Raw genomic sequence first — 20,469 nt, forward strand, 5'->3', positions numbered from 1 at the left:
CCCCGAGGGAGAGGGATCGGGATGCGCCTTGCATGAAGCCCCCGATCCCGTGACAGTACGCCGCGTGCCGCCGTCCCCCGTGCCCCGTCAACGGGCCGGCCGGCATGCTGTCCCGACCGTTCCCCCTGTGAGATCGTCAAGCCATGACCGCCCCCGAAGATGCGCCCGACGCCCCCCGACGCCTGCCGCGCCTGGACTGGCCCCGCCTGGCCCTGTGGCTGGGGGCCTTCGCGCTGCTGGGGCCGGCCCTGTGGAACGGTTTCCCCGTCGTGTTCTTCGATACGGGCGGCTATATCAAGCGCGTGCTTGACTGGGACCTGGAACCGGGCCGGTCCTTCTTCTATGGCCTGTTCCTCTTCGCCACCTCCGCCGGATGGTTCAGCTTCTGGGGGCCGGTGCTGGCCCAGGCGGCGGCGACGCTGTGGCTGATCCATCTGACCCTGCGCAGCCATGCCATCGGCTGCCGCGACTGGCCGGCCGCCCAGGTCACGGGGGTCGCCGCCATCGGCCTGTCCGCGCTGACGGGCATTTCCTGGTATGTGGCGCAACTGATGCCCGACATCCTGCTGGGCCTGCTGGTGCTAGCCCTCTGGCTGCTGGCCTTCCGGTGGGAAACGCTGAACCCCGGTGAAAGGCTGGGCGTGGCTGCCATCGGCCTGCTGGCATTGCTGTCCCATATGTCGGGCATGGGGTTGGCCGTCGGGCTGGTCGCCGTCATCGCCGTGGCCAGGGTGCTGGACCGCCGGTGCGGCTGGGCATTGTCGCCCCGGCTGGGCCCCGCCGCCGGCCTTGTGGCGATGGCCCTGCTGCTGATGCCCACGCTGCATATGGCGCTGATCGGCAAGCAGGGCTACACGCCCGGCGGCCCCGCCTTCGTGTTCGGCCGGCTGGTGCAGGACGGGCTGGCCCAGCGCTATCTGGAGCGCCATTGCCCGGACGCAACCATCCGGCTGTGTGATCACCGCGACCGGATGCCGTCGACGGCCAACGATTTCCTGTGGCATGCGGACAGCCCCTTCCGCGTCATCGGCTGGTGGGGCGGGGCCGACGCGGAACTGTCCCGCCTCGTCGCCGGCATCATCCGGGAAGAACCCCTGGCCTTCCTGGCCACCGGGCTGCGGGCCGCGGCGCGCCAGCTTGTCACCGTCAGGACCGGGGACGGGCTGGATGAATGGCATGAGGTCACGCGCTGGGTCTTTGCCGCCTTCATGCCGCGGCAGCAGGAACTGTCCTTCACCACGGCCCGCCAGCAGCGCGGCGAGGTGACGCGCGGCCTTTTCGATACGCTGAACGCCGTACATGTGCCCGTGGCGCACCTGTCGGGCCTGGGGCTGCTGCTGGCGGCCGCCTGGGGCCTGCGCCGGGGCGGGCGGGCCGACCTGGGGGCGCTTGCCCTGTTCACGGCCCTGGCCCTGCTGGGCAACGCCTTCATCAACGGCGCCCTTTCCAACCCGCATGACCGCTATCAGGGCCGAGTTGTATGGCTGGCCACACTGGCGACCGGAATGGCGATGGCCGCCTGGCTGGATATGCGGCGGCGGGGACAGGTCCGGCCGGCCCCCAACAGCCCCCCGGCATGAAAAAACCCCATCCCCGGCGATCGGCCTGGAATGGGGCGGGAAATCCGCTTCCCCCTGACGGTGCTGGCACCGTCAGGGGGAAGCGCCGGTTCTTCAGGGGGCCGGTGCGGCGGCCGGCATGGGCGAGCCGTCGATATTGAAGGTCTGGACCTTCGCGGTCTTCTGCAGGCCTTCGACCAGTTCCTCGGCGATTTCCTGCGCGACCATGCCACGAAGCTGCGGGGCCGCCTGCTCATAGGTCGGCGGGGTCTGCTTGCGCTTGTCCTCGACCTTGATGACATGGAAGCCGAAATCGGTCTGGACCGGGGTCTGGCTGATATCGCCGGCCTTCATCGCGAAGGCGGCGTCGGCAAACGGCTTGACCATCCGGTCATGCACGAAATAGCCCAGGTCGCCACCGGAATCCTTGGTGCCGTCGGTGCCCTTCTCGGCCGCCAGCTTGGCAAAGTCGGCGCCGCCGCGAAGCTGCTTGATCAGCGCTTCCGCCTCGGCCTTGGTCTTGACCAGGATGTGACGGGCCCGCACCTCATCCTGCGGCGGATTCTCCTTCGTCCACTTGTCGAAGGCGGCGCGCAGCCGTTCCGGCGTCAGCTTCTTGTCGATCTCGGCCTTCAGCCAGGCCTGCTGCACGAACTGCTCCTCGGCCATCTTCATGCGGCGCTTGACGTCCGCGCTGTCCTGCAATTTGGCCTTGTAGCCCGCTTCGGTCAGCAGCTGACCCTGGACCAGCTGCTCGACAAGCTGCGGGTAGATGAGCTGCAAGGGCATCTGCTGGACCTGCGGGTCGAGTTGCTGGAGCAGGGCCAGCACGTCGGAACGCTTGAATTCCTTGGCATTGACGCGGGCGACGACGGGGTCGTCACCCAGATTGGCGCCAGCCGCCGGCCGGGCAGCATCCTGCGCCATGGCAGGGGCAAGGGCGGCGGTGGCGACCGACCCGAGGGCGGCGACAACCAGGGCGGCACGCATGGTCTTGAAAGACATCAGCAGGGGTTCCCTCGAAACAGTACGGTCGGCACTAAGGGGGGTATCAGATCCTCATCCCCGGCCGCCCCGGCATAAAGCATGACAGCCCACGAACAGGCAAGGGGGGACGGTTGATACGGGTAAGAGCAACCCAAATCACCCCTAAATGGCGGTTTCATGGCGGCCAAACGCCTTCGGGATACCGATGCCGCATTGACCGGCGGGATGGCAGGTCTTATCTGTGACGGGCGCTGAAATAGGTAACTCCGTTTCGGCCAGAAGCCTTCCCGGCGGCCAGCCCGGCCGTGACCGGGATTTCGTTGTGTCCGGTGTCCTTCGCGCCTGTTCCTTTGGTGGAGTGCTTTCATGTTCGGTGCCATCGCCCGCAAGCTGTTCGGCAGCGCCAATGAGCGGGTGGTCAAGGGCCTGCGCAAGCAGGTGGAGGCCATCAACGCGCTGGAGCCGAAGCTGGCCGGCCTGTCCGATGCCGAATTGCAGATGCGCACGGACTGGTTGCGCGACCGGCTGGAAAAGGGCGAGACGCTGAACGACATCCTGCCCGACGCCTTCGCGACGGTGCGCGAGGCGTCCAAGCGGGTCATGGGCATGCGCCATTTCGATGTGCAGCTCATCGGCGGCATGGTGCTGCATGCCGGCAAGATCGCGGAAATGCGCACGGGCGAGGGCAAGACGCTGGTCGCCACGCTGTCTGTCTACCTGAACGCCCTGCAGGGCAAGGGCGTGCATGTCGTCACCGTCAACGATTACCTGGCCAGCCGCGATGCCAGCCATATGGGCAGGCTCTATGGCTTCCTGGGCCTGACCACGGGCGTCATCGTCCATGGGCTGGATGACAATGAACGCCGCGCGGCCTATGCCAGCGACATCACCTATGGCACCAACAACGAATTCGGGTTCGACTATCTTCGCGACAATATGAAGTACCGCCTGACCGACATGGTCCAGCGGCCCTTCAACTATGCCATCGTCGACGAGGTCGACAGCATCCTGGTCGATGAGGCGCGGACCCCGCTGATCATCTCCGGCCCCTCCACCGACAGTTCCGAACTCTATATCGCCATCAACAAGGTGATGGCCCTGCTGGACGAGGCCGACTACGAGAAGGACGAGAAGGCCAAGGCCGTCTCCATGACCGAGGGCGGCACCGAGAAGGTGGCCCAGATCCTGAAGGACATGGAGTTGCTGAAGACCGGCGACCTTTACGACATCCACAATATCTCGCTGGTCCATCACGTGAACCAGGCGCTGAAGGCGCACAAGCTGTTCACCCGCGACGTGGATTACATCGTCAAGGACGACAAGGTCGTCATCATCGATGAGTTCACGGGCCGCATGATGGAGGGCCGCCGCTATTCGGAGGGCCTGCACCAGGCCCTGGAAGCGAAGGAAGGCGTCACGATCCAGCGGGAGAACCAGACGCTGGCCAGCATCACCTTCCAGAATTACTTCCGCATCTATCCCAAGCTGTCGGGCATGACCGGCACAGCCATGACCGAAGCGTCCGAATTCGCGGAAATCTACGGCCTGGAAGTGGTGGACATCCCCACCAACCTGCCCGTGGCCCGCAAGGACCAGGATGACGAGGTCTATCGCACCGCGCTAGAAAAGTACGAGGCCATCGTCAAGCTGGTCGAGGAATGCCGCGCGCGCCAGCAGCCCATGCTGGTCGGTACCGTCTCGATCGAGAAATCGGAGACGCTGTCGGCCCTGATGAAGAAGAAGGGCATCCCGCACAATGTGCTGAACGCCCGCTATCACGAGCAGGAAGCCTATATCGTTTCGCAGGCGGGCCGGCCCGGCGCCATCACCATCGCCACCAACATGGCCGGCCGCGGCACCGACATCCAGTTGGGCGGCAACCTGGACATGCGCATCGAGCATGAGCTGGCCGACATCCCCGAGGGGGAGGAGCGCGACCGCCGCATCCAGACCATCAAGGACGAGGTGGCCGCCGCCCGCGACGTGGTGCTGAAGGCCGGCGGCCTTTATGTCGTCGGCACGGAACGGCATGAAAGCCGCCGAATCGACAACCAGTTGCGCGGCCGGTCGGGCCGTCAGGGCGATCCGGGCGCCTCGAAGTTCTTCCTGTCGCTGGAAGACGACCTGATGCGCATCTTCGGCACCCAGCGGCTGGACACGATGCTGCAGAAGCTGGGCCTGGAACAGGGGGAGGCCATCATCCACCCCTGGATCAACAAGGCCCTGGCCAAGGCGCAGCAGCGCGTCGAAGCCCACAATTTCGAGATCCGCAAGAACCTGCTGAAGTATGACAATGTCATGAATGACCAGCGCAAGGTCATTTATGAGCAGCGCCGCGAGATCATGGAGGCCGAGGACGTCCAGGAAATGGTGACGTCCATGCGCCATGAGGTGATCGCCAACATGGTGCGCCGGGCCATCCCGGAAAACGCCTATGCCGAGCAGTGGAACATGAACCTGCTGCACGAGGAATGCCTGCGCCTGCTGGGGGCCGACCTGCCCGTGCGCGAATGGGCGCAGGAGGAAGGCATCGCGGACGAGGAGATCACCGAGCGGCTGATCAAGTTCTCCGACGACAAGATGGCGGAAAAGGAAGCCTCCTACGGACCCGAACTGCTGCGCAATATCGAGAAGAGCCTGCTGCTTCAGATCCTGGACCAGGTCTGGAAGGACCATCTGCTGTCGCTCGACCATCTGCGCCAGGGCATCAACCTGCGCGCCTATGCCCAGCGCGACCCGCTGAACGAGTACAAGCGCGAGGCATTCGAACTCTTCTCCGGCCTGCTGGACAATCTGCGCGAGCAGGTGACCCAGATGCTGATGCTGATCCAGGTGCGCGTGGCGGAACCCGACCTCACCCCGCCGCCTGTGGTGGGGCAGGAAACCCGCCTGGACCCGGCCCTGGCCGGCGGCGGAATGCCCCCCGCCGACGCCCCCCTGCCGGAGGGGATGGTACGGCGGAGTGCCACCGTGCCGTCGTTCGGCGCCACGGGCCTGCCCGTCGCGCAGGAAAGCGATCTGAAGGAACGCGAATCCTGGATCAATACGCCTCGCAACGCCCCCTGCCCCTGTGGAAGCGGCAAGAAGTTCAAGCACTGCCACGGTGCGGCCGGCTGACCGGCCGTCATCCCGGCGGATCGGGAAGGGGTGCGGCAGGCAGCCGTCCCCTTTTTCTTGGTCACCGGCGGCGGGTCGCCCCGTCCCGCCGCCGTGTCCGCGCCGCCTTCCTTGCCCCTCTATCCGGACCCGGCAGCCATGCTATGGTTCGGTCCCCACAATAATTCCCCCGAAGGGGGACATGCAGCCGGACATCCCCAATGGAAGCCTGGTCGGAATATTCCCGCTTCTTCATCGCCCTGTTCGCCATCCTGACGCCCTTCGCGGCCATCCCCATCTTCCTGGGGCTGACGGAAGGCCGCGCCCCGCATGAGCGCAACGGCATTGCGCGGTCGGCCGTGCTGACGGTGGCGGCCGTGCTGATCAGTTCGGTCTTTCTGGGCGATGCCGTGCTGAAGGTGCTGGGCACCAGCCTTGCCAGTTTCCGGGTGAGCGGCGGCATCGTGCTGTTCCTGATCGCGCTGTCGCTGCTGAACGCGACGGTCAGCGCCGTGAAGCAGACGCCGCAGGAAGCCGACGAGGCCGGGCAGCGCACCGCCATCGGCGTGGTCCCGCTGGGCCTGCCGCTTCTGGCCGGTCCCGGCTCCATCTCTGCCGTCATCATCGAGGTGCAGCGCGGCCATGGCTGGGAGCATTATGCCGTTCTGGTCGGCTGTATCGTTCTGGTCTGCACCGGGCTTTACATCACCTTGCGCCTGGCCGTGCCCATCGGGGCCAAGCTGGGCCAGACGGGCCTGAACATCATGAACCGCCTGACCGGCCTGCTGCTGGCCGCGGTCGCAGTGGAGATCATGGCCAACGGGCTGCGCGCGCTGTTCCCCGGCTGGATGACCTGACCGCGGGACAAGGACTGAATGGCATGCCACCGGCGACGGGCCGCCACGCGCGGCCCCGTGACAAGCATGCCTGTTGCGCTCTGCCCCATTCGGCCTAGGATGGCGGCAGATTGATCCTGGGAAGGTCCCCGACATGAAATCCGCCCGTACCACCGTCGCCCTGCTGGCCCTTCTGGGCCTTGCCGGCTGCATGGCCGCCCCTGCCCAGCGGGAAGCGCGCGTCGGTGTCGATCCGCGCCGCGCCTGCATTGCGCAATGCAACCGCGACAACAATATCTGCATGGACCAGCAGTCGACCCGCGGCGGCAACACCTCCCAGGTCGGGAACACCGACCATGGCATGGGCGCCACCTGCAAGGCCGAACTGCAAAGCTGCCTTGCCCGCTGCTGATCCGGCGGGCGAACCCTGTTCGCGGAATGGAAGAATGAAAGCCATTGTTGCCAAGAAACTGGCGGCCCTGACGCTGGCCGCCCTGGTCATGGCCCCGCTGCCCGCACCGGCCCAGGAACGGGCCGTGCCGGCCGGCCGGGCCGACATCACCCTGTCCTTCGCGCCGCTGGTCAAACAGGCCGGTCCCGCCGTGGTGAACATCTACACCAAGCGGCGGGTGCAGCAGCGCATCTCCCCCCTGTTGCAGGACCCGCTGTTCCAGCGGTTCTTCGGCGACGCCCTGTCGGGCATCCCGCGTGAACGGGTGGAAAGCAGTCTGGGATCGGGCGTGATCCTGGGAACCGACGGGCTGATCGTCACCAACGCCCATGTCATCAAGGACAGCGACGAGATCACGGTCGTCCTGGCCGACCGCCGTGAATTCCCGGCCAAGCTGGTGACGACGGACGAACAGGTCGACCTGGCCGTGCTGCGCATCGATCCCGGCCGGGAAAAGCTGCCGGTGCTGGACATGCGCGACAGCGACAATCTGGAGGTCGGCGACCTGGTGCTGGCCATTGGCAATCCGTTCGGCGTGGGCCAGACGGTGACCAGCGGCATCGTGTCGGCCGTGGCGCGCACGGCGGTCGGCATCTCCGACTATAATTTCTTCATCCAGACCGATGCGGCCATCAATCCCGGCAATTCCGGCGGTGCGCTGATCGGCATGGACGGGCGGCTGGTCGGGATCAACACGGCCATTTTCAGCCGGTCCGGCGGGTCGATCGGCATCGGCTTCGCCATCCCGGCCAACATGGTCCGCACCGTAGTGGAAGCCGTGCGCAATGGCGGCAAGCTGGTGCGCCCCTGGATCGGTGCCGGCGGACAGGCCGTGACCAGCGATATCGCCGCCTCGCTGGGCCTGGCCCGGCCGGCAGGCGTGCTGATCAACCAGATCCGCCGGGGCGGGCCGGCCGAACAGGCGGGCCTGCGCGTCGGCGATGTGGTGGTTTCCGTCAATGGCAAGCCCGTGGACGATCCGGACAGCATGCGCTACCGCGTCGCCACGCTGGCCGTGGGCGGCACGACCACCATCACCGTGCTGCGCCAGGGCCGGGAACAGACCCTGTCCCTGCGCCTGATCGGCCCGCCGGAAGACCCGCCCCGCGACGAGACATTGCTGGCCGGCCGCACCCCCCTGTCGGGCGCCAAGGTCGCCAATCTCAGCCCTGCCCTGGTGGAGGAACTGCGGTTCGATGGGGCCGGGGAGGGCGTGATCGTGCTGGAGGTGGGCCGCGGCACGCCGGCCGCCTCGCTGGGCCTGCGGCCGGGCGACGTCTTGCTGCGGGTGAACGACCGTGACATCCGGCTGGTCAAGGACCTGGACGCGGCGCTGGGCACCCAGGCCCGCCGCTGGACCATCGCGGTGCGCCGCGGCGACCAGACGCTGACCACGACGGTCGGCGGCTGACCGTCAGGCCCTGTCACCTACGCGGAGCCATCCGGCCAGCAGCCGCACCCACAGCGCGCGCAGGCCGGCATGGTCCGCCACGGGACCGGCCGCCAGTTCCTGCATGGCCATGCCGCGCAGCATGTAGATGCTGAGCGTCATCAGGCCCGCGATCTCCGTGCCGGCGCCGGCACCGGGCTTCAGCGCCAGCCCCCAATTGCCGCCGACGGCCGCCAGGAAACCGGCGAAGATCGGCGCCAGCCTCTCGCGCAGTTCCCCATCGGTGCGCGCCGCCAGCGCCACCTCGAACAGCAGGTCGCGATGGCGGCCGGTATAGAAACGGTTCCAGGCGATTTCGATCATCGCCGTCAGCCGCCTTTCCACATCCATGCCGTCCAGCGTGACGGCCGGCGGGGCCAAGGTGCGTGCCGCCTCCACCGCGTCGCGCAGCAGCCCTTCCGCCGCCAGTGCCAGCATTTCGGCCTTGGTCTCGAAATGGTGGGCCCAGGCGCCGCGCGACACGCCCGCCCCGTCCAGGATCACCGACAGCGATGCCCCCGCATGGCCATGCCGGCACAGCGCATCCAGCGTCGCCGCCGCCAGCCGCTGACGCATCCCGTCCCGCCGCTCGGCCTGGCTGCGCCGGGCGGCACCCCCCTTTGCCATCATGCCTCCGGTATCGTCCAACCGTTCGTTCCTTTCACCATTGCCATGGAAGCCCCTGCCATGTAAAAACAAACCGATCGGTCTGTTTTATCAATAACAGGAAGGAACGGCAAGGATGAGCACGCAGAATGTCAGCAGGCTGGCCCGCAGCATGGCCTTCTATTCCGCCTATCACCGGCACCCGCACAACCGGCTGACACATTATTTCGGCGTGCCGGTCATCGTGTTCGCCGTCATGCTGGGCCTGTCCTATGTCACCCTGCCGCTGGGCGGCGCGAACATCAGCCTGGCCCTGCTGCTGATGGCGGTGCTGGCCGCTTATTATGTCTATCTGGACCCGATGATCGGCGGCACGCTGACGGCCATCGCCATTCCGGTGCTGATGCTGGCCGACCATCTGACGACGCAGCCCCCGGTTCTGGCGGCCACGGTGGGCATCGTGGCCTTTGTCGGTGGCTGGGCCGTGCAGTTGCTGGGACACAAGTTCGAAGGCAACAGGCCGGCATTGACCGCCAACCTGCTCCAGATTTTCGTGGCCCCCCTGTTCCTGGTGGCGGAGGCCTATTTCGCGCTGGGCCTGCGCAAGGATGTGGAGGCGGAGGTTGAACGGCTGGTCGCCGACGGCGTCGGCGGCCCCGGCGCGCTGGGGCTGAAAATGCAGCAGGGCTGAACCGGTCATGGTCGGCGGACGCCGCATCCTGATCGCCGGGGCCGGCAGCGTCGGCACCTATGCCGGCGGCTGTCTGGCCCATGCGGGCCGGCCGATCACCTTGCTGGGCCGGCCCTCCCTGATGGACAGGATCACCGCCGGGGGTCTGCATGTCAGCGACCTGGAAGGCCGGCACCATCACATTGCCGCCGGCCCCGGCCTGCGGCCGGAAACCGATCCGGCCGCCGCCATGCGGGACGCGGGTCTGATCCTGGTGACGGTGAAATGCGCCGACACGGCTGCCATGGGGCGGCTGATCGCCGATCATGCCCCGTCGGATACGACCGTGATCAGCCTTCAGAACGGCGTGGGCAATGCCGCCCTGCTGGCCGAACCTCTGGGCCATGACCGCGTCGTGGCCGGCATGGTGCCCTTCAATATCGTGCAGCTTGCCGATGGCCGTTTCCATCGCGGCACGGATGGCGCCGTCATGGTCGCCGCGGGGCATGCGGGATTGCGTGCGGAACTGGACGTGCCGGGCCTGCCCGTGGTCGAAAGCGCGGACATGGACAGCGTGCTGTGGGGCAAGCTGCTGATCAATCTGAACAATGCGCTGAATGCCCTGTCGGGCCTGCCGCTGGCCGAACAGCTCGGGCTGCGCCCCTGGCGCCTGCTTCTGGCCGAACAGCAGCGGGAGGCGCTGCGCGCACTGGCCGCGGCCGGCATCCGCCCGGCCCGGCTGGGTCCGCTGCGGCCGGGACTGCTGCCCCATGTGCTGCGCCTGCCGGACCCGCTGTTCCGGCTGCTGGCCCGGCGGATGCTGTCCATCGATCCGCTGGCCCGCTCCTCCATGTGGGAGGATCTGGAACGCCGTCGCCCGACGGAGATCGACCGCCTGCAGGGCGCCATTGTGGCGCTTGCCGGCCGCCACAGCCTGTCCGCCCCGGTCAACGCGCGTGTCCGCGACCTTGTCCGGCAGGCGGAAGCGGCGGGAACCGGCTCGCCCGGGCTGCCGCCCGATGCCGTGGGGGCACAGGGCGGCGGGGCATAGGGATTCCCCTACCCGGCCTGCCGCCGGATACGGGACCGATGATCAGGCCGTGCCCTGGGCCTCGCCCATCTGGGCCTGCTGGGCAAGCACCTGACGACGGTACAGGTCGACGAAATCAAGCGGCTGCAGCAGCAGCGGCGGGAAGCCGCCCTGGCTGGTGATCTCCGCGATGATCTGGCGGGCGAAGGGAAACAGCAGGCGCGGCCCCTCGATCAGCAGCACGGCGCGCTGCTGTTCCGGCGGCAACGGCGGCAGGGTGAAGACACCGGCATAGACCAGTTCGGCGATGAAAGCCGTGGCCTCGCCGATCGTGGCCTCGGCGCGCAGGCGCATCTGCACTTCCGCCACGTTGTCGGCCAGCCCCTGGGCCTGCAGGTCGACCTGCAGGTCGATCTTCGGCTGTTCCGAGGCGCCGGTCAGGATACGCGGCGCATTCGGGTTCTCGAAGGACATGTCCTTCACATACTGCATATTGACGACGAGCGGCATCACAGGGCGCGCGTTATCGGCTTCGGCGGCTTCGTTGCCGTTATCGACGGTCTCGTCGGTCATGGGGAACTCCGGTTTCGGGAACATCAACTCCGGTGCGGGACCTAGCACGGAACGGTGCTTGTCGGCAACGTCCCCCGATGGCCGGCGCCTTCCTGCGACAGCAGGTCGTCCAGTGCCAGGCGCCGGCGGCACCGGTCGACCGTCGCCGGCAGGTCGAAGACCCCGTCGGTCACCTGCCGGCTTGCCAGCCAGGCCGCCGACCAGCGTTCGAACCGGGCCGGCGGCATGGGCCGGGCGATGGCGAATCCCTGTATGTGCCAGCACCCCATGGCAGCCAGAGCTACTCCCTGTTCGACACATTCCACGCCCTCGGCCACCACCATGCGGTCGAAGGCATCGGCCATGCCGACAATGGCGCGCACCAGCTTTTCATCCCGCTCATTCTCCATCATGCCCTGGACGAAGCTGCGGTCGATCTTCAGGATTTCGGCCGGCAGGGTCTTCAGATAGGTCAGCGAGGAATAGCCCGTGCCGAAATCGTCGATGGCGAAGCGCAGCCCGGCCTGCTGGCTGCGCTCCATGGCTGCGGCCACGCGGGCTGTATCCTCCAGCGCACTGGTTTCCACCAATTCCAGTTCGATCATCTCGGGCGTCACCAACGGGTGCGCCCGCAACCGGGACAGGAGATCGTCCAGGAAGCCCCCGGCCAGGAAATGCCGGGGGGCCACGTTGATGCTGACCGGTGTCGGCATGCCCTGTCGGCTCCAGGCGGCGACCTGATCCAGCGCGCTGTCGATCACCCAGGCCCCCAGCCTTTCAATCAGCGGATGGTCCTGGATCAGGGGCAGGAAGTCACCCGGCCCGACCAGCCCGCGCTGCGGGTCCTGCCAGCGGATCAGTGCCTCCGCACCGGCGACGGAACCATCGCGCAGGCAGATGCGCGGCTGGTAGTACAGCACGAATTCCCCATTCCCGAACGCCCGCTCGATGCTGTTCAGCCGGGCATGCAGATGGCGGTTCCGGTGCTGACGGCCGACATCGAAGAAATGGATGCGGTTGCGGCCCGATTGCTTGACGTCATACATGGCCTGATCGGCATGCCGCAGAAGCTGATCCACGTCGGACGAGTTTGTGGGATAGACCGTGACGCCGATGCTGGCGGAAACCTGAAGACTGGCCGAACCCAGCATGATGGGCCGGCGGCAGGTCTCCAGCACGCGGTCCAGAATCGCGGTATAGCTTTCCTGATCGTCGATGCCACCCAGCACCAGCACGAACTCGTCGCCACCGATGCGGGCCAATGTATCGGTGGCCCGCATGGTGCCCTGGATGCGACGTGACACGGTGTTCAGCGCCTCGTCCCCCACGGCATGGCCGTGGCTGTCGTTGATCTCCTTGAATCCGTCCAGGTCCAGATAGGCGACCACCACTTCCTGGCCCGTCCGCCGCGCATGAAGAACGGCCTGCCGCAACCGGTCGGACAGCAGCAGCCGGTTGGGCAGGTTGGTCAGCGGATCGTAATGGGCCAGCCGCTGCACCCGCTCCTGCTGCAGGCGCAGCGGCGTGACATCCGCGAAGATGGCGATATATCTGGCAACCCTGTCCTTGCCGTCGCGGATCCGGCTGACCGTCAGCAGGCCGGCCAGGGACTGCCCGTCCTTGCGCCGCGTCCAGACCTCTCCCTTGCAGCAGCCGGTCATGATCAGGTCGTGGAACATGCGGTGATAAAGCTCAGGCCCCTGCCGGCCCGACTGGAACAGAAAAGCCGTGCGACCCAGCACCTCTTCCCGGCTATAGCCGGTGACGGTGGCGAAAGCGCCGTTCACCTCGATGAAGACGCCATCGGCATCGATGATCGCCACCGCTTCCGAACAATGGTCGAAGACACTGGCCGTCAGTTCAAGCCGCTCCTCCACCCGCCTGCGGGCCGTGATGTCGCGGGCGATCATGGACGCACCGATCACCTTGCCCACCCCATCCAGGATAGGAGAAGCGGCAACGGACAGATGCAGCGGGCGGCCATCGCGATGCAACCGGATCGTATCGAACGATCCCACGGGCTGGCCACGGGAGATGCGGTCAAGGATGTCCCGGTCCTGCGCCATTTCCGCCGGAAGCAGTCGGGCCGCCGGTTGGCCCAGCATTTCCGCCGCACCATAGCCGAACAGTTTTTCGGCCGCCCGGTTCCAGCTTGTGATCCGGCCATCGAGATCCTCACCGATGATGGCGTCATCACTGCTTTCGACGATGCTGGCCAGATAGTGCCTTTGGTGATCAGACAGGTGCACGGTGGAAGCATCCTCTTCGAAGTCGGCGGGCGGCTGAAATCGCGAGCCGAAACCGAACCAAGAAACTAGGCCCTATAGCCTATTACTTTAGTCGTCATACAAGATGACCCTAATGCCAAAGAACTAAGCTCGCCAATAATCCCACATATCCATAGGGTTATGTGAAACGCGCTCATCCCTCCCACGCCGGCTTCAACCCTGTCCTGCCGCCTGGCGACACGGAGTGCGGTCGGGAAGCGGGGCTGATGGCGCCGCCCCCCTTGACGCTGCCCCTCTCGACGCTGCCCCTCTCGACGCTGCCCCTCTCGACGCTGCGCCTCTCGACAAGGGGCCGCCCGATGGGCCATGTTCGGATCGAGCCCCAGAACACAGCCGGAACGACAGGCCGCCCCATGCCGACCGACATCCTGACCGCCGCCAGCCCTGTTGCGCCGCCGCCGCCGGCGGACGGCAATCCGCTCTATCTGGTCGATGGTTCGGGCTTTATCTTCCGCGCCTATCACGCGCTGCCGCCGCTGAGCCGGCCGGACGGCACGCCGGTGAACGCTGTCATGGGCTTCACCAACATGCTGATGCGCCTGCTGGCGGAATTGAAGGCGGAGGCGGTGGCTGTCATCTTCGACAGCAAGCGCATCAATTTCCGCAATGAGTTCTATCCCGACTACAAGGCCCACCGGCCCGACCCGCCGGAGGATCTGCGGCCCCAGTTCGCCCTGATCCGGGAGGCGGTGGAGGCGTTCAGCCTGCCCTGCATCGAGCTGGAAGGGTACGAGGCGGACGACCTGATCGCCACCTATGCCCGCCAGGCCCGGGCGCTGGGCCGCCCCGTCACCATCGTGTCGTCCGACAAGGATCTGATGCAACTGGTGGGCGACGGCATCCGCATGCTGGACCCCATGAAGAACCGGCTGATCGGACCGGACGAGGTGTTCGAGAAGTTCGGCGTGGCACCCGAGAAGGTCGTGGATGTGCAGGCGCTGGCCGGCGACAGCGTCGACAATGTGCCAGGTGTGCCCGGCATCGGCGTGAAGACGGCCGCCCAGTTGATCACCGAGTACGGATCGCTGGAAGTGCTGCTGGAACGGGCGGCGGAGATCAAGCAGGCGGGCCGGCGGCAGAAGCTGATCGACAATGCCGACATGGCCCGGATTTCCAAGCGCCTGGTGCAACTGGAGGAAAACGCCCCCGTGCCCGTGCCCGTGGAGGCGCTGAAGGTGCGCGAGCCGGACGTGAACCGGCTGCTGTCCTGGCTGGGGGTGCAGGGCTTCCGCAGCATCATCGCCAAGGTGAAGGCGGAAATTGCCGAGGATGGTACGCTGGCCGACGGCGCCGCCATCAGCGCCGCGGCCGGTACGGGTGGCGGGGAACAGGGCCTGCGCGACCTGCGTGCCGCCCTGGATGGCCGTTCCTATGCCCCCCCCGCCGCCGCGCCGGACGCGCGGGAGGATGCGCATATCCCCCGCCCCGCGACCGTGGAATATATCCTGGTCGATACGGAGGAGGCACTGGCCGCCTGGGTTGCGGAGGGGCTGGAAGCCGGCGTCGTGGCCCTGGACACGGAGACGGACGGGCTGACGCCGATGCGGGCCAACCTGGTGGGGATCTCGCTGGCCACCCGGCCCGGCCGTGCCTGCTACATCCCTGTCGCCCATATCGATCCGTCCACGCCCAAGGATGGGGCCGGCGGGCTGGATTTCGGCGATGCCGCCCCGCCGCCGCGCCAGATACAGGCGGCCCGCGCCCTGGAAATCCTGCGCCCCCTGCTGGAACATCCGGGGGTGCTGAAGGTCGGCCACAATATCAAGTTCGACTGGCAGATGTTTGCCAAGAACGGCATCAAGGTCGATCCCATCGACGATACGATGCTGCGTTCCTACGTCATCGGCGGCGGGCGGCACGGGCACGGCATGGATGAACTGGCCCAGCGCCACCTGGGCATCACCTGCATCACCTATGACGAGGTGACAGGCACGGGCAAGGCGCGCGTCACCTTCGACCGCGTGCCGCTGGACAAGGCCACTTCCTATGCCGCAGAGGATGCCGACATCACACTGCGCCTGTGGCACGTGCTGCGCCACGACGTGCTGGCCGACCGCATGGTGACGGTCTACGAGACCATCGACCGGCCGCTGATCCGGGTCGTGGCCGACATGGAGATGGAGGGCGTGCTGGTCGACCGGCAGGTCCTGCGCGAACTTTCCAGTGATTTCGCCAAGAAGATGGTGGAGTTCGAGGCCGATATCCAGAAGCTGGCCGGGCGAGAGTTCAATGTGGGCAGTCCCAAGCAGTTGGGCGAGATCCTGTTCGATGAGATGAAACTGTCGGGCAGCAAGAAAAGCAGCAAGACCGGCGCCTGGTCCACCGACAGTTCCGTGCTGGAGGAACTGGCCGACCTGGGCATTCCCATCGCGCAGAAGGTGCTGGACTGGCGGCAGTTCCAGAAGCTGAAATCCACCTATACCGACACGCTGGGCGAACAGATCAACCCCGTGACGGGCCGCGTCCATACCAGCTTCGCGCTGGCCGCCACCTCCACGGGCCGCCTGTCCTCCACCGACCCGAACCTGCAGAACATCCCCATCCGGACGGAGGAGGGGCGCAAGATCCGTCGTGCCTTCGTGGCTGCCCCCGGCCACCGCATCATGTCCGTGGACTACAGCCAGATCGAATTGCGCATCGTGGCGGAAATGGCGGGCATCCCGGCCCTGCAGCAGGCCTTCCGCGACGGGATCGACATCCACGCCATGACGGCCAGCCAGGTGTTCAACGTGCCGCTGGACCAGATGACGTCCGAAATCCGCCGGCGGGCCAAGGCCATCAATTTCGGCATCATCTATGGCATCTCCAGTTTCGGCCTGTCACGCCAGCTCGGTATCGCACCGGGGGAGGCCGGGGCCTTCATCAAGGCCTATTTCGAGCGGTTCCCGGAATTGCAGGCCTATATGGAGAAGACCAAGGCCGAGGCCCGGGAACACGGCTTCGTGCGCACGCTGCTGGGCCGCAAATGCTGGATACCGGGTATCCAGGAGAAGGGCGCGCGCAAGGCCTATGCCGAGCGCCAGGCCATCAACGCGCCCATCCAGGGCACGGCCGCCGACATCATCAAGCGGGCCATGATCAGGCTGCCCGGCGCCCTGGCCGATGCCGGGCTGAAGGCCCGCATGCTGCTCCAGGTCCATGACGAACTGCTGTTCGAGGTGCCGGACGCGGAGGTGGAGGCTACGTCGACCCTGGTGCGAGCGGTCATGGAGGGGGCGGCTGATATCGGCATTCCCCTGGTGGCGGAGGCCGGCACCGGTGCCTCCTGGGCCGAAGCGCATTGAGGCGCCTCAAGATTCAGGCGCCCGCCCGATCCATATTCGCCGGTGGTTTCATCCGTTATTGTTGACAAGGACACGTCCCATGACGCTTCGCCGCCTCGGCCGCACCGACCTTTCCGTTCCGGCCCTGTGCCTGGGCACCATGACCTGGGGCCGGCAGAACACGGAGGCCGAGGGCTTCGCCCAGATGGACATGGCCCTGGACCATGGATTGTTCTTCTGGGACACCGCGGAAATGTATGCCGCACCGCCCTCGCCAGAGGGCTATGGAAGGACGGAGGAGATCATCGGCAACTGGTTCGCCCGGACCGGCCGCCGGAACGACGTGCTGCTGGCCAGCAAGGTGATCGGCAATGCCGATGGCGGCTTTGCCTATGTACGCGGTGGCGGGGCCAGGGCCGACCGCGCCAATATCGAGGCGGCGGTGGAAGCCAGCCTGCGCCGCCTGCGCACCGACCATATCGACCTTTACCAGCTTCACTGGCCGGACCGTAATGCCGACCGTTTCGGCCGGACCATCACCAACCCCGCCACGGGCCCCGACGAGGTCCCGATCGAGGAGACGCTGGCCGTTTTCGCCGATCTGGTCCAGGCGGGCAAGGTCCGCCATGTCGGCATCTCCAACGAGACGGCCTGGGGGACCATGCGCTATGTGGCTGCGGCGGACCGCCTGGGCCTGCCCCGCATCGCATCGATCCAGAATCCCTACAACCTGCTGAACCGCAGCTTCGAGATGGGCCTGTCGGAGGTGGCGCTGCGCGAGGATGTGTCGCTGCTGGCCTATTCCCCGCTGGCCGCCGGCACGCTGACGGGCAAGTACCTGGACGGGGCCATCCCCGCCGGCACCCGCCGCGCCATCGATAATCGCCGCTCCCGCTACGATACGGCGCGGGGTGACACGGCAACCCGCGACTATCTGGCCATTGCCCGGGCCCACGGGCTGGACCCGGCGGCCATGGCCATCGCCTATGTGGTGAGCCGGCCCTTCGTGACCAGCACCATCATCGGGGCCACCAGCCTGGACCAGTTGCGGATCGCCATCGACGGCGGCGCGATGACCCTGCCGCCGGAGGTGCTGACGGCACTGGAGGCGGTACACGCCGCCAATCCCAACCCCTGCCTTTGAGACGCGAGAAGGGGGAACTGCCGCAATGCTGCGCCTGTTCATCGGCATTCCCATGCCGGAAATGGTCGTTGAACGCCTGTCGGCCCTGGCATCGGGCCTGCCCGGCGCGCGCTGGGTCCCGCCGGAGAATTACCACCTGACCCTGCGCTTCGTGGGAGAGGTGGACGAGGGCACCGCCCATGATGTTGACGAGGCGCTGGACTATGTCACGGGCCCGGCCTTTCCGGTGGCCCTGTCGGGGCTGGGCTGTTTCGGCCGGGGACACAGGCAGCATGCGCTATGGGCGGGCGTGGCACCCGCCGACGCGCTGCATCACCTGCGTGACAAGGTGGAATTGGCCCTGGTCCGGGCCGGATTGCCGGCGGAGGAGCGGAAATTCAGCCCGCATGTGACGCTGGCCTACCTTTCCGACACACCGGAAACGCGGCTGGCCACCTATATGGGGGCCAATGGCCTGTTCCAGGCCGGCCCCTTCACCGTCGACCGCTATTGCCTTTATGAAAGCGTCCCGGGCCGGTCCGGCCCCAGCTACCACATCCTGCAGGAGTACCCGCTGGGCGGCTGGCAGCCGGACTGACCGGTCCGGCCTTATACCGCCGCTCGTGCGGCGTCGCCAAGCCAACGAATGTTGGCGCCGGCAATTGAAGGCGGTGATCACAACCAATAGGTTCTGATCACCGCGAAATAGTATTACGCCGCGTCGCGCAATTCGTTGATGAAGCTGTCCAGCCGATCATGCATCTCTGTGGACAGGCGTTCGGCGTCTCCCGCCGTGGCGTGGGTCTTGCCGACGGCACCGGCGATCTCCGTGGCCACGTCGGCCATGCGTGCAACGGCCCCGCCCAGCGTTGCCGTGCGGCTGGATACGGTCTGGATCGACCGGCTGATTTCCATGACCGTGGCCTCCTGCTGCTGCACAGCGTCGGAGATTTCACCGGCGCCGGTGTCCAGCGCCGTGACCGCTTCGGCGACCCCGGCAATGGCCTCCACGGCCTGGCGCGTTGCCGCCTGGATTTCCGCCACCTGACGGCTGATCTCCTCCGTCGCGCGGCCCGTCTGGCTGGCCAGGGACTTGACCTCGCTGGCCACGACAGCGAAGCCCTTGCCGGCATCACCGGCGCGGGCCGCCTCGATCGTGGCGTTCAGGGCCAGCAGGTTGGTCTGACCGGCAATGTCGGCAATCAATTGCACGATATTGCCGATACGGGCCGCGGTGTCGGACAGGTCAGCCACCCGCTCGCGCACGCGCCCCACCTCCACATTCGTGCCACGGGCCTGGACGGCGGCTCCGCTGGCGGCGCGGGAAACCTCGGCGATGCTGGCAGCCATCTGCTCCACGGCGGCGGCCACGCTGGCGGCATGGCTGGTCGCCTCCTCGGCCTCAATACGGGCGCTGCTGGTCACATCACCCGTGCTGGACACGGTCTGGCCCAGCAGGTCCGCCTCCTCCTTCAGGCCCCGCACGGCACCGTCCAGGCGGCGGGTCATGCTTTCCACATCGACCACGAACCGGTCGGCCAGCGCCTTGCGCAGGGTCATGCGCTCGGCCCGCTGCGTCTCGGCCGCCGCCTGCTGCTGCGCCCGCAGCCGTTCGGTTTCCACCGCGGCCGCCTCCGCCGTGGCGCGGGCGCGCTCGCTGAAGACGAAGGCGCGCTCCAGGTTCCAGGACAGCCACAGCAGCACGGCGGTCTCCATGATCACCACGGCCGCATGCACCAGCACACGCAGCAGGCTGCCCTGGCCATCGGGAAAGACCAGGGCCGGCAGCAGGAAGCTGAGGGTCAGGTGATGGACAGCCGTGACGCCGGCCGCCACCAGGATGACGCGCCAGTTGCAGAAGGCCGTCAGCATGGCCAGCACGGCGAAGTAAAGGAAATGCGCGTCGATCTGCCACGGGCCGGCGGCGGCGGCCACGACCACCGAAACCTGGGCCACTGCCAGCACCGCGAACAGATATTCCACGCCCGGACGCGGCATGCGCAGGAGATGGGCTGTGGTCCCCAATCCGGCGATCAGAAGGGCTGACAGGACCGACGCCACCCAATTCACCTGATCCAGGATGGCCGCCACCAGCGCCAGCGGCACGCAAAGCCAGAGAAAGGCGATGAAGACGAGCAGTGCCATACTGCGGATGCGATCGATGGGTGTCATGGGCATTGCCTTAACCGGGGACAGACAGGACAGGGTCGGGGAATGTCAGGAACCGCAGCCGACCAGGGTTCCCGACAATAGCAGGGCCGGCAGGGCGGCCAGCCGGCGCGCGCTTTCCTGGTCGGGAACATCGACGATCCAGACGGGAGCACCGCCTTCGCGCAGCCGGACGCCGGTGTCCGCCAGGGTCGCGATCTGGGCATCACGCGCCATCCAGGGCGGCAGGATGACCGCGAAGCTGCGCCCCCCTTGCGGCACGGGTGACAGGGCCACCAGCATCGGGACCAGCAACGTGACCAACAGCGTCAAGCCGACAAGAAAACCGGATCGGTTGAACATAGTGAAGTCACCAAACTATTGAAAATCTTCGCCTTATGATAGTGGGCGACAATTTAACATGGTGATGC

16 protein-coding genes are annotated in these 20,469 nt (G+C 66.8%); 10 read left to right on the forward strand and 6 right to left on the reverse strand.

Features of this window, described 5'->3' with window-relative positions; all coding sequences use genetic code 11:
• Window positions 1-143: 143 nt before the first annotated feature.
• Window positions 144-1,580: a hypothetical protein gene (locus ABC728_RS12370; RefSeq protein WP_416618121.1), complete on the forward strand. Its 1,437-nt coding sequence runs from the start codon at window positions 144-146 to the stop codon at window positions 1,578-1,580.
• Window positions 1,581-1,673: 93 nt separating this feature from the next.
• On the opposite strand, the gene ABC728_RS12375 is transcribed toward ABC728_RS12370, so the two are convergent.
• On the reverse strand, window positions 1,674-2,564 hold the full coding sequence (locus tag ABC728_RS12375) for a peptidylprolyl isomerase (protein ID WP_416618120.1): 891 nt from the start codon (window positions 2,562-2,564) through the stop codon (window positions 1,674-1,676).
• A gap of 348 nt (window positions 2,565-2,912) precedes the next feature.
• Between ABC728_RS12375 and secA the strand changes: the two genes are divergently transcribed.
• The 4 genes from secA to ABC728_RS12395 all read left to right on the forward strand — a co-directional run bounded on the left by secA (window position 2,913) and on the right by ABC728_RS12395 (window position 8,340).
• The gene (gene secA, locus ABC728_RS12380) at window positions 2,913-5,663 is read left to right on the forward strand and encodes a preprotein translocase subunit SecA (protein WP_416618119.1); all 2,751 of its coding nucleotides are present in this window, start codon (window positions 2,913-2,915) and stop codon (window positions 5,661-5,663) included.
• A gap of 200 nt (window positions 5,664-5,863) precedes the next feature.
• On the forward strand, window positions 5,864-6,499 hold the full coding sequence (locus tag ABC728_RS12385) for a MarC family protein (RefSeq protein ID WP_416618118.1): 636 nt from the start codon (window positions 5,864-5,866) through the stop codon (window positions 6,497-6,499).
• A 133-nt stretch (window positions 6,500-6,632) separates the two neighbouring features.
• A complete protein-coding gene (locus ABC728_RS12390; protein ID WP_416618117.1) occupies window positions 6,633-6,890 on the forward strand; it encodes a hypothetical protein in 258 nt (85 codons plus the stop codon).
• A gap of 34 nt (window positions 6,891-6,924) precedes the next feature.
• Window positions 6,925-8,340 carry a DegQ family serine endoprotease gene (locus ABC728_RS12395; protein WP_416618116.1) on the forward strand — a complete coding sequence of 472 codons (1,416 nt, stop codon included), beginning with the start codon at window positions 6,925-6,927 and terminating at the stop codon, window positions 8,338-8,340.
• A 3-nt stretch (window positions 8,341-8,343) separates the two neighbouring features.
• On the opposite strand, the gene ABC728_RS12400 is transcribed toward ABC728_RS12395, so the two are convergent.
• Entirely contained in the window at window positions 8,344-9,006 is a 663-nt protein-coding gene (locus ABC728_RS12400; RefSeq protein WP_416618115.1) for a hypothetical protein, read from the reverse strand.
• 94 nt (window positions 9,007-9,100) lie between these two features.
• Here ABC728_RS12400 and ABC728_RS12405 point away from each other — a divergent pair, with 94 nt between their 5' ends.
• Window positions 9,101-9,655, forward strand: a complete 555-nt coding sequence (locus ABC728_RS12405; protein WP_416618114.1) for an Mpo1 family 2-hydroxy fatty acid dioxygenase — start codon at window positions 9,101-9,103, stop codon at window positions 9,653-9,655.
• A gap of 7 nt (window positions 9,656-9,662) precedes the next feature.
• Window positions 9,663-10,685 (forward strand): 2-dehydropantoate 2-reductase, encoded by a 1,023-nt coding sequence (locus tag ABC728_RS12410; RefSeq protein ID WP_416618113.1) that lies wholly within the window; start codon window positions 9,663-9,665, stop codon window positions 10,683-10,685.
• A 42-nt stretch (window positions 10,686-10,727) separates the two neighbouring features.
• Here ABC728_RS12410 and secB read toward each other — a convergent pair whose 3' ends face one another.
• On the reverse strand, window positions 10,728-11,174 hold the full coding sequence (gene secB, locus ABC728_RS12415; protein WP_445376668.1) for a protein-export chaperone SecB: 447 nt from the start codon (window positions 11,172-11,174) through the stop codon (window positions 10,728-10,730).
• Between the two features lie 104 nt (window positions 11,175-11,278).
• Complete coding sequence (locus ABC728_RS12420; protein WP_445376553.1) at window positions 11,279-13,465, reverse strand: putative bifunctional diguanylate cyclase/phosphodiesterase; 2,187 nt, start codon at window positions 13,463-13,465, stop codon at window positions 11,279-11,281.
• 392 nt (window positions 13,466-13,857) lie between these two features.
• Here ABC728_RS12420 and polA point away from each other — a divergent pair, with 392 nt between their 5' ends.
• From polA to thpR, 3 genes are all read left to right on the forward strand, one after another.
• Complete coding sequence (gene polA, locus ABC728_RS12425) at window positions 13,858-16,788, forward strand: DNA polymerase I (RefSeq protein WP_416618271.1); 2,931 nt, start codon at window positions 13,858-13,860, stop codon at window positions 16,786-16,788.
• 79 nt (window positions 16,789-16,867) lie between these two features.
• The gene (locus ABC728_RS12430; RefSeq protein ID WP_416618110.1) at window positions 16,868-17,911 is read left to right on the forward strand and encodes an aldo/keto reductase; all 1,044 of its coding nucleotides are present in this window, start codon (window positions 16,868-16,870) and stop codon (window positions 17,909-17,911) included.
• A gap of 25 nt (window positions 17,912-17,936) precedes the next feature.
• Window positions 17,937-18,488: an RNA 2',3'-cyclic phosphodiesterase gene (gene thpR / locus ABC728_RS12435; protein ID WP_445376554.1), complete on the forward strand. Its 552-nt coding sequence runs from the start codon at window positions 17,937-17,939 to the stop codon at window positions 18,486-18,488.
• Between the two features lie 113 nt (window positions 18,489-18,601).
• Here the strand turns inward: thpR and ABC728_RS12440 are convergent, their stop codons facing one another.
• On the reverse strand, window positions 18,602-20,062 hold the full coding sequence (locus ABC728_RS12440; protein WP_416618108.1) for a methyl-accepting chemotaxis protein: 1,461 nt from the start codon (window positions 20,060-20,062) through the stop codon (window positions 18,602-18,604).
• A 45-nt stretch (window positions 20,063-20,107) separates the two neighbouring features.
• Window positions 20,108-20,371 (reverse strand): hypothetical protein, encoded by a 264-nt coding sequence (locus ABC728_RS12445; protein ID WP_416618107.1) that lies wholly within the window; start codon window positions 20,369-20,371, stop codon window positions 20,108-20,110.
• Window positions 20,372-20,469: the final 98 nt, after the last annotated feature.

It is taken from the genome of Niveispirillum fermenti (genome assembly GCF_052474395.1).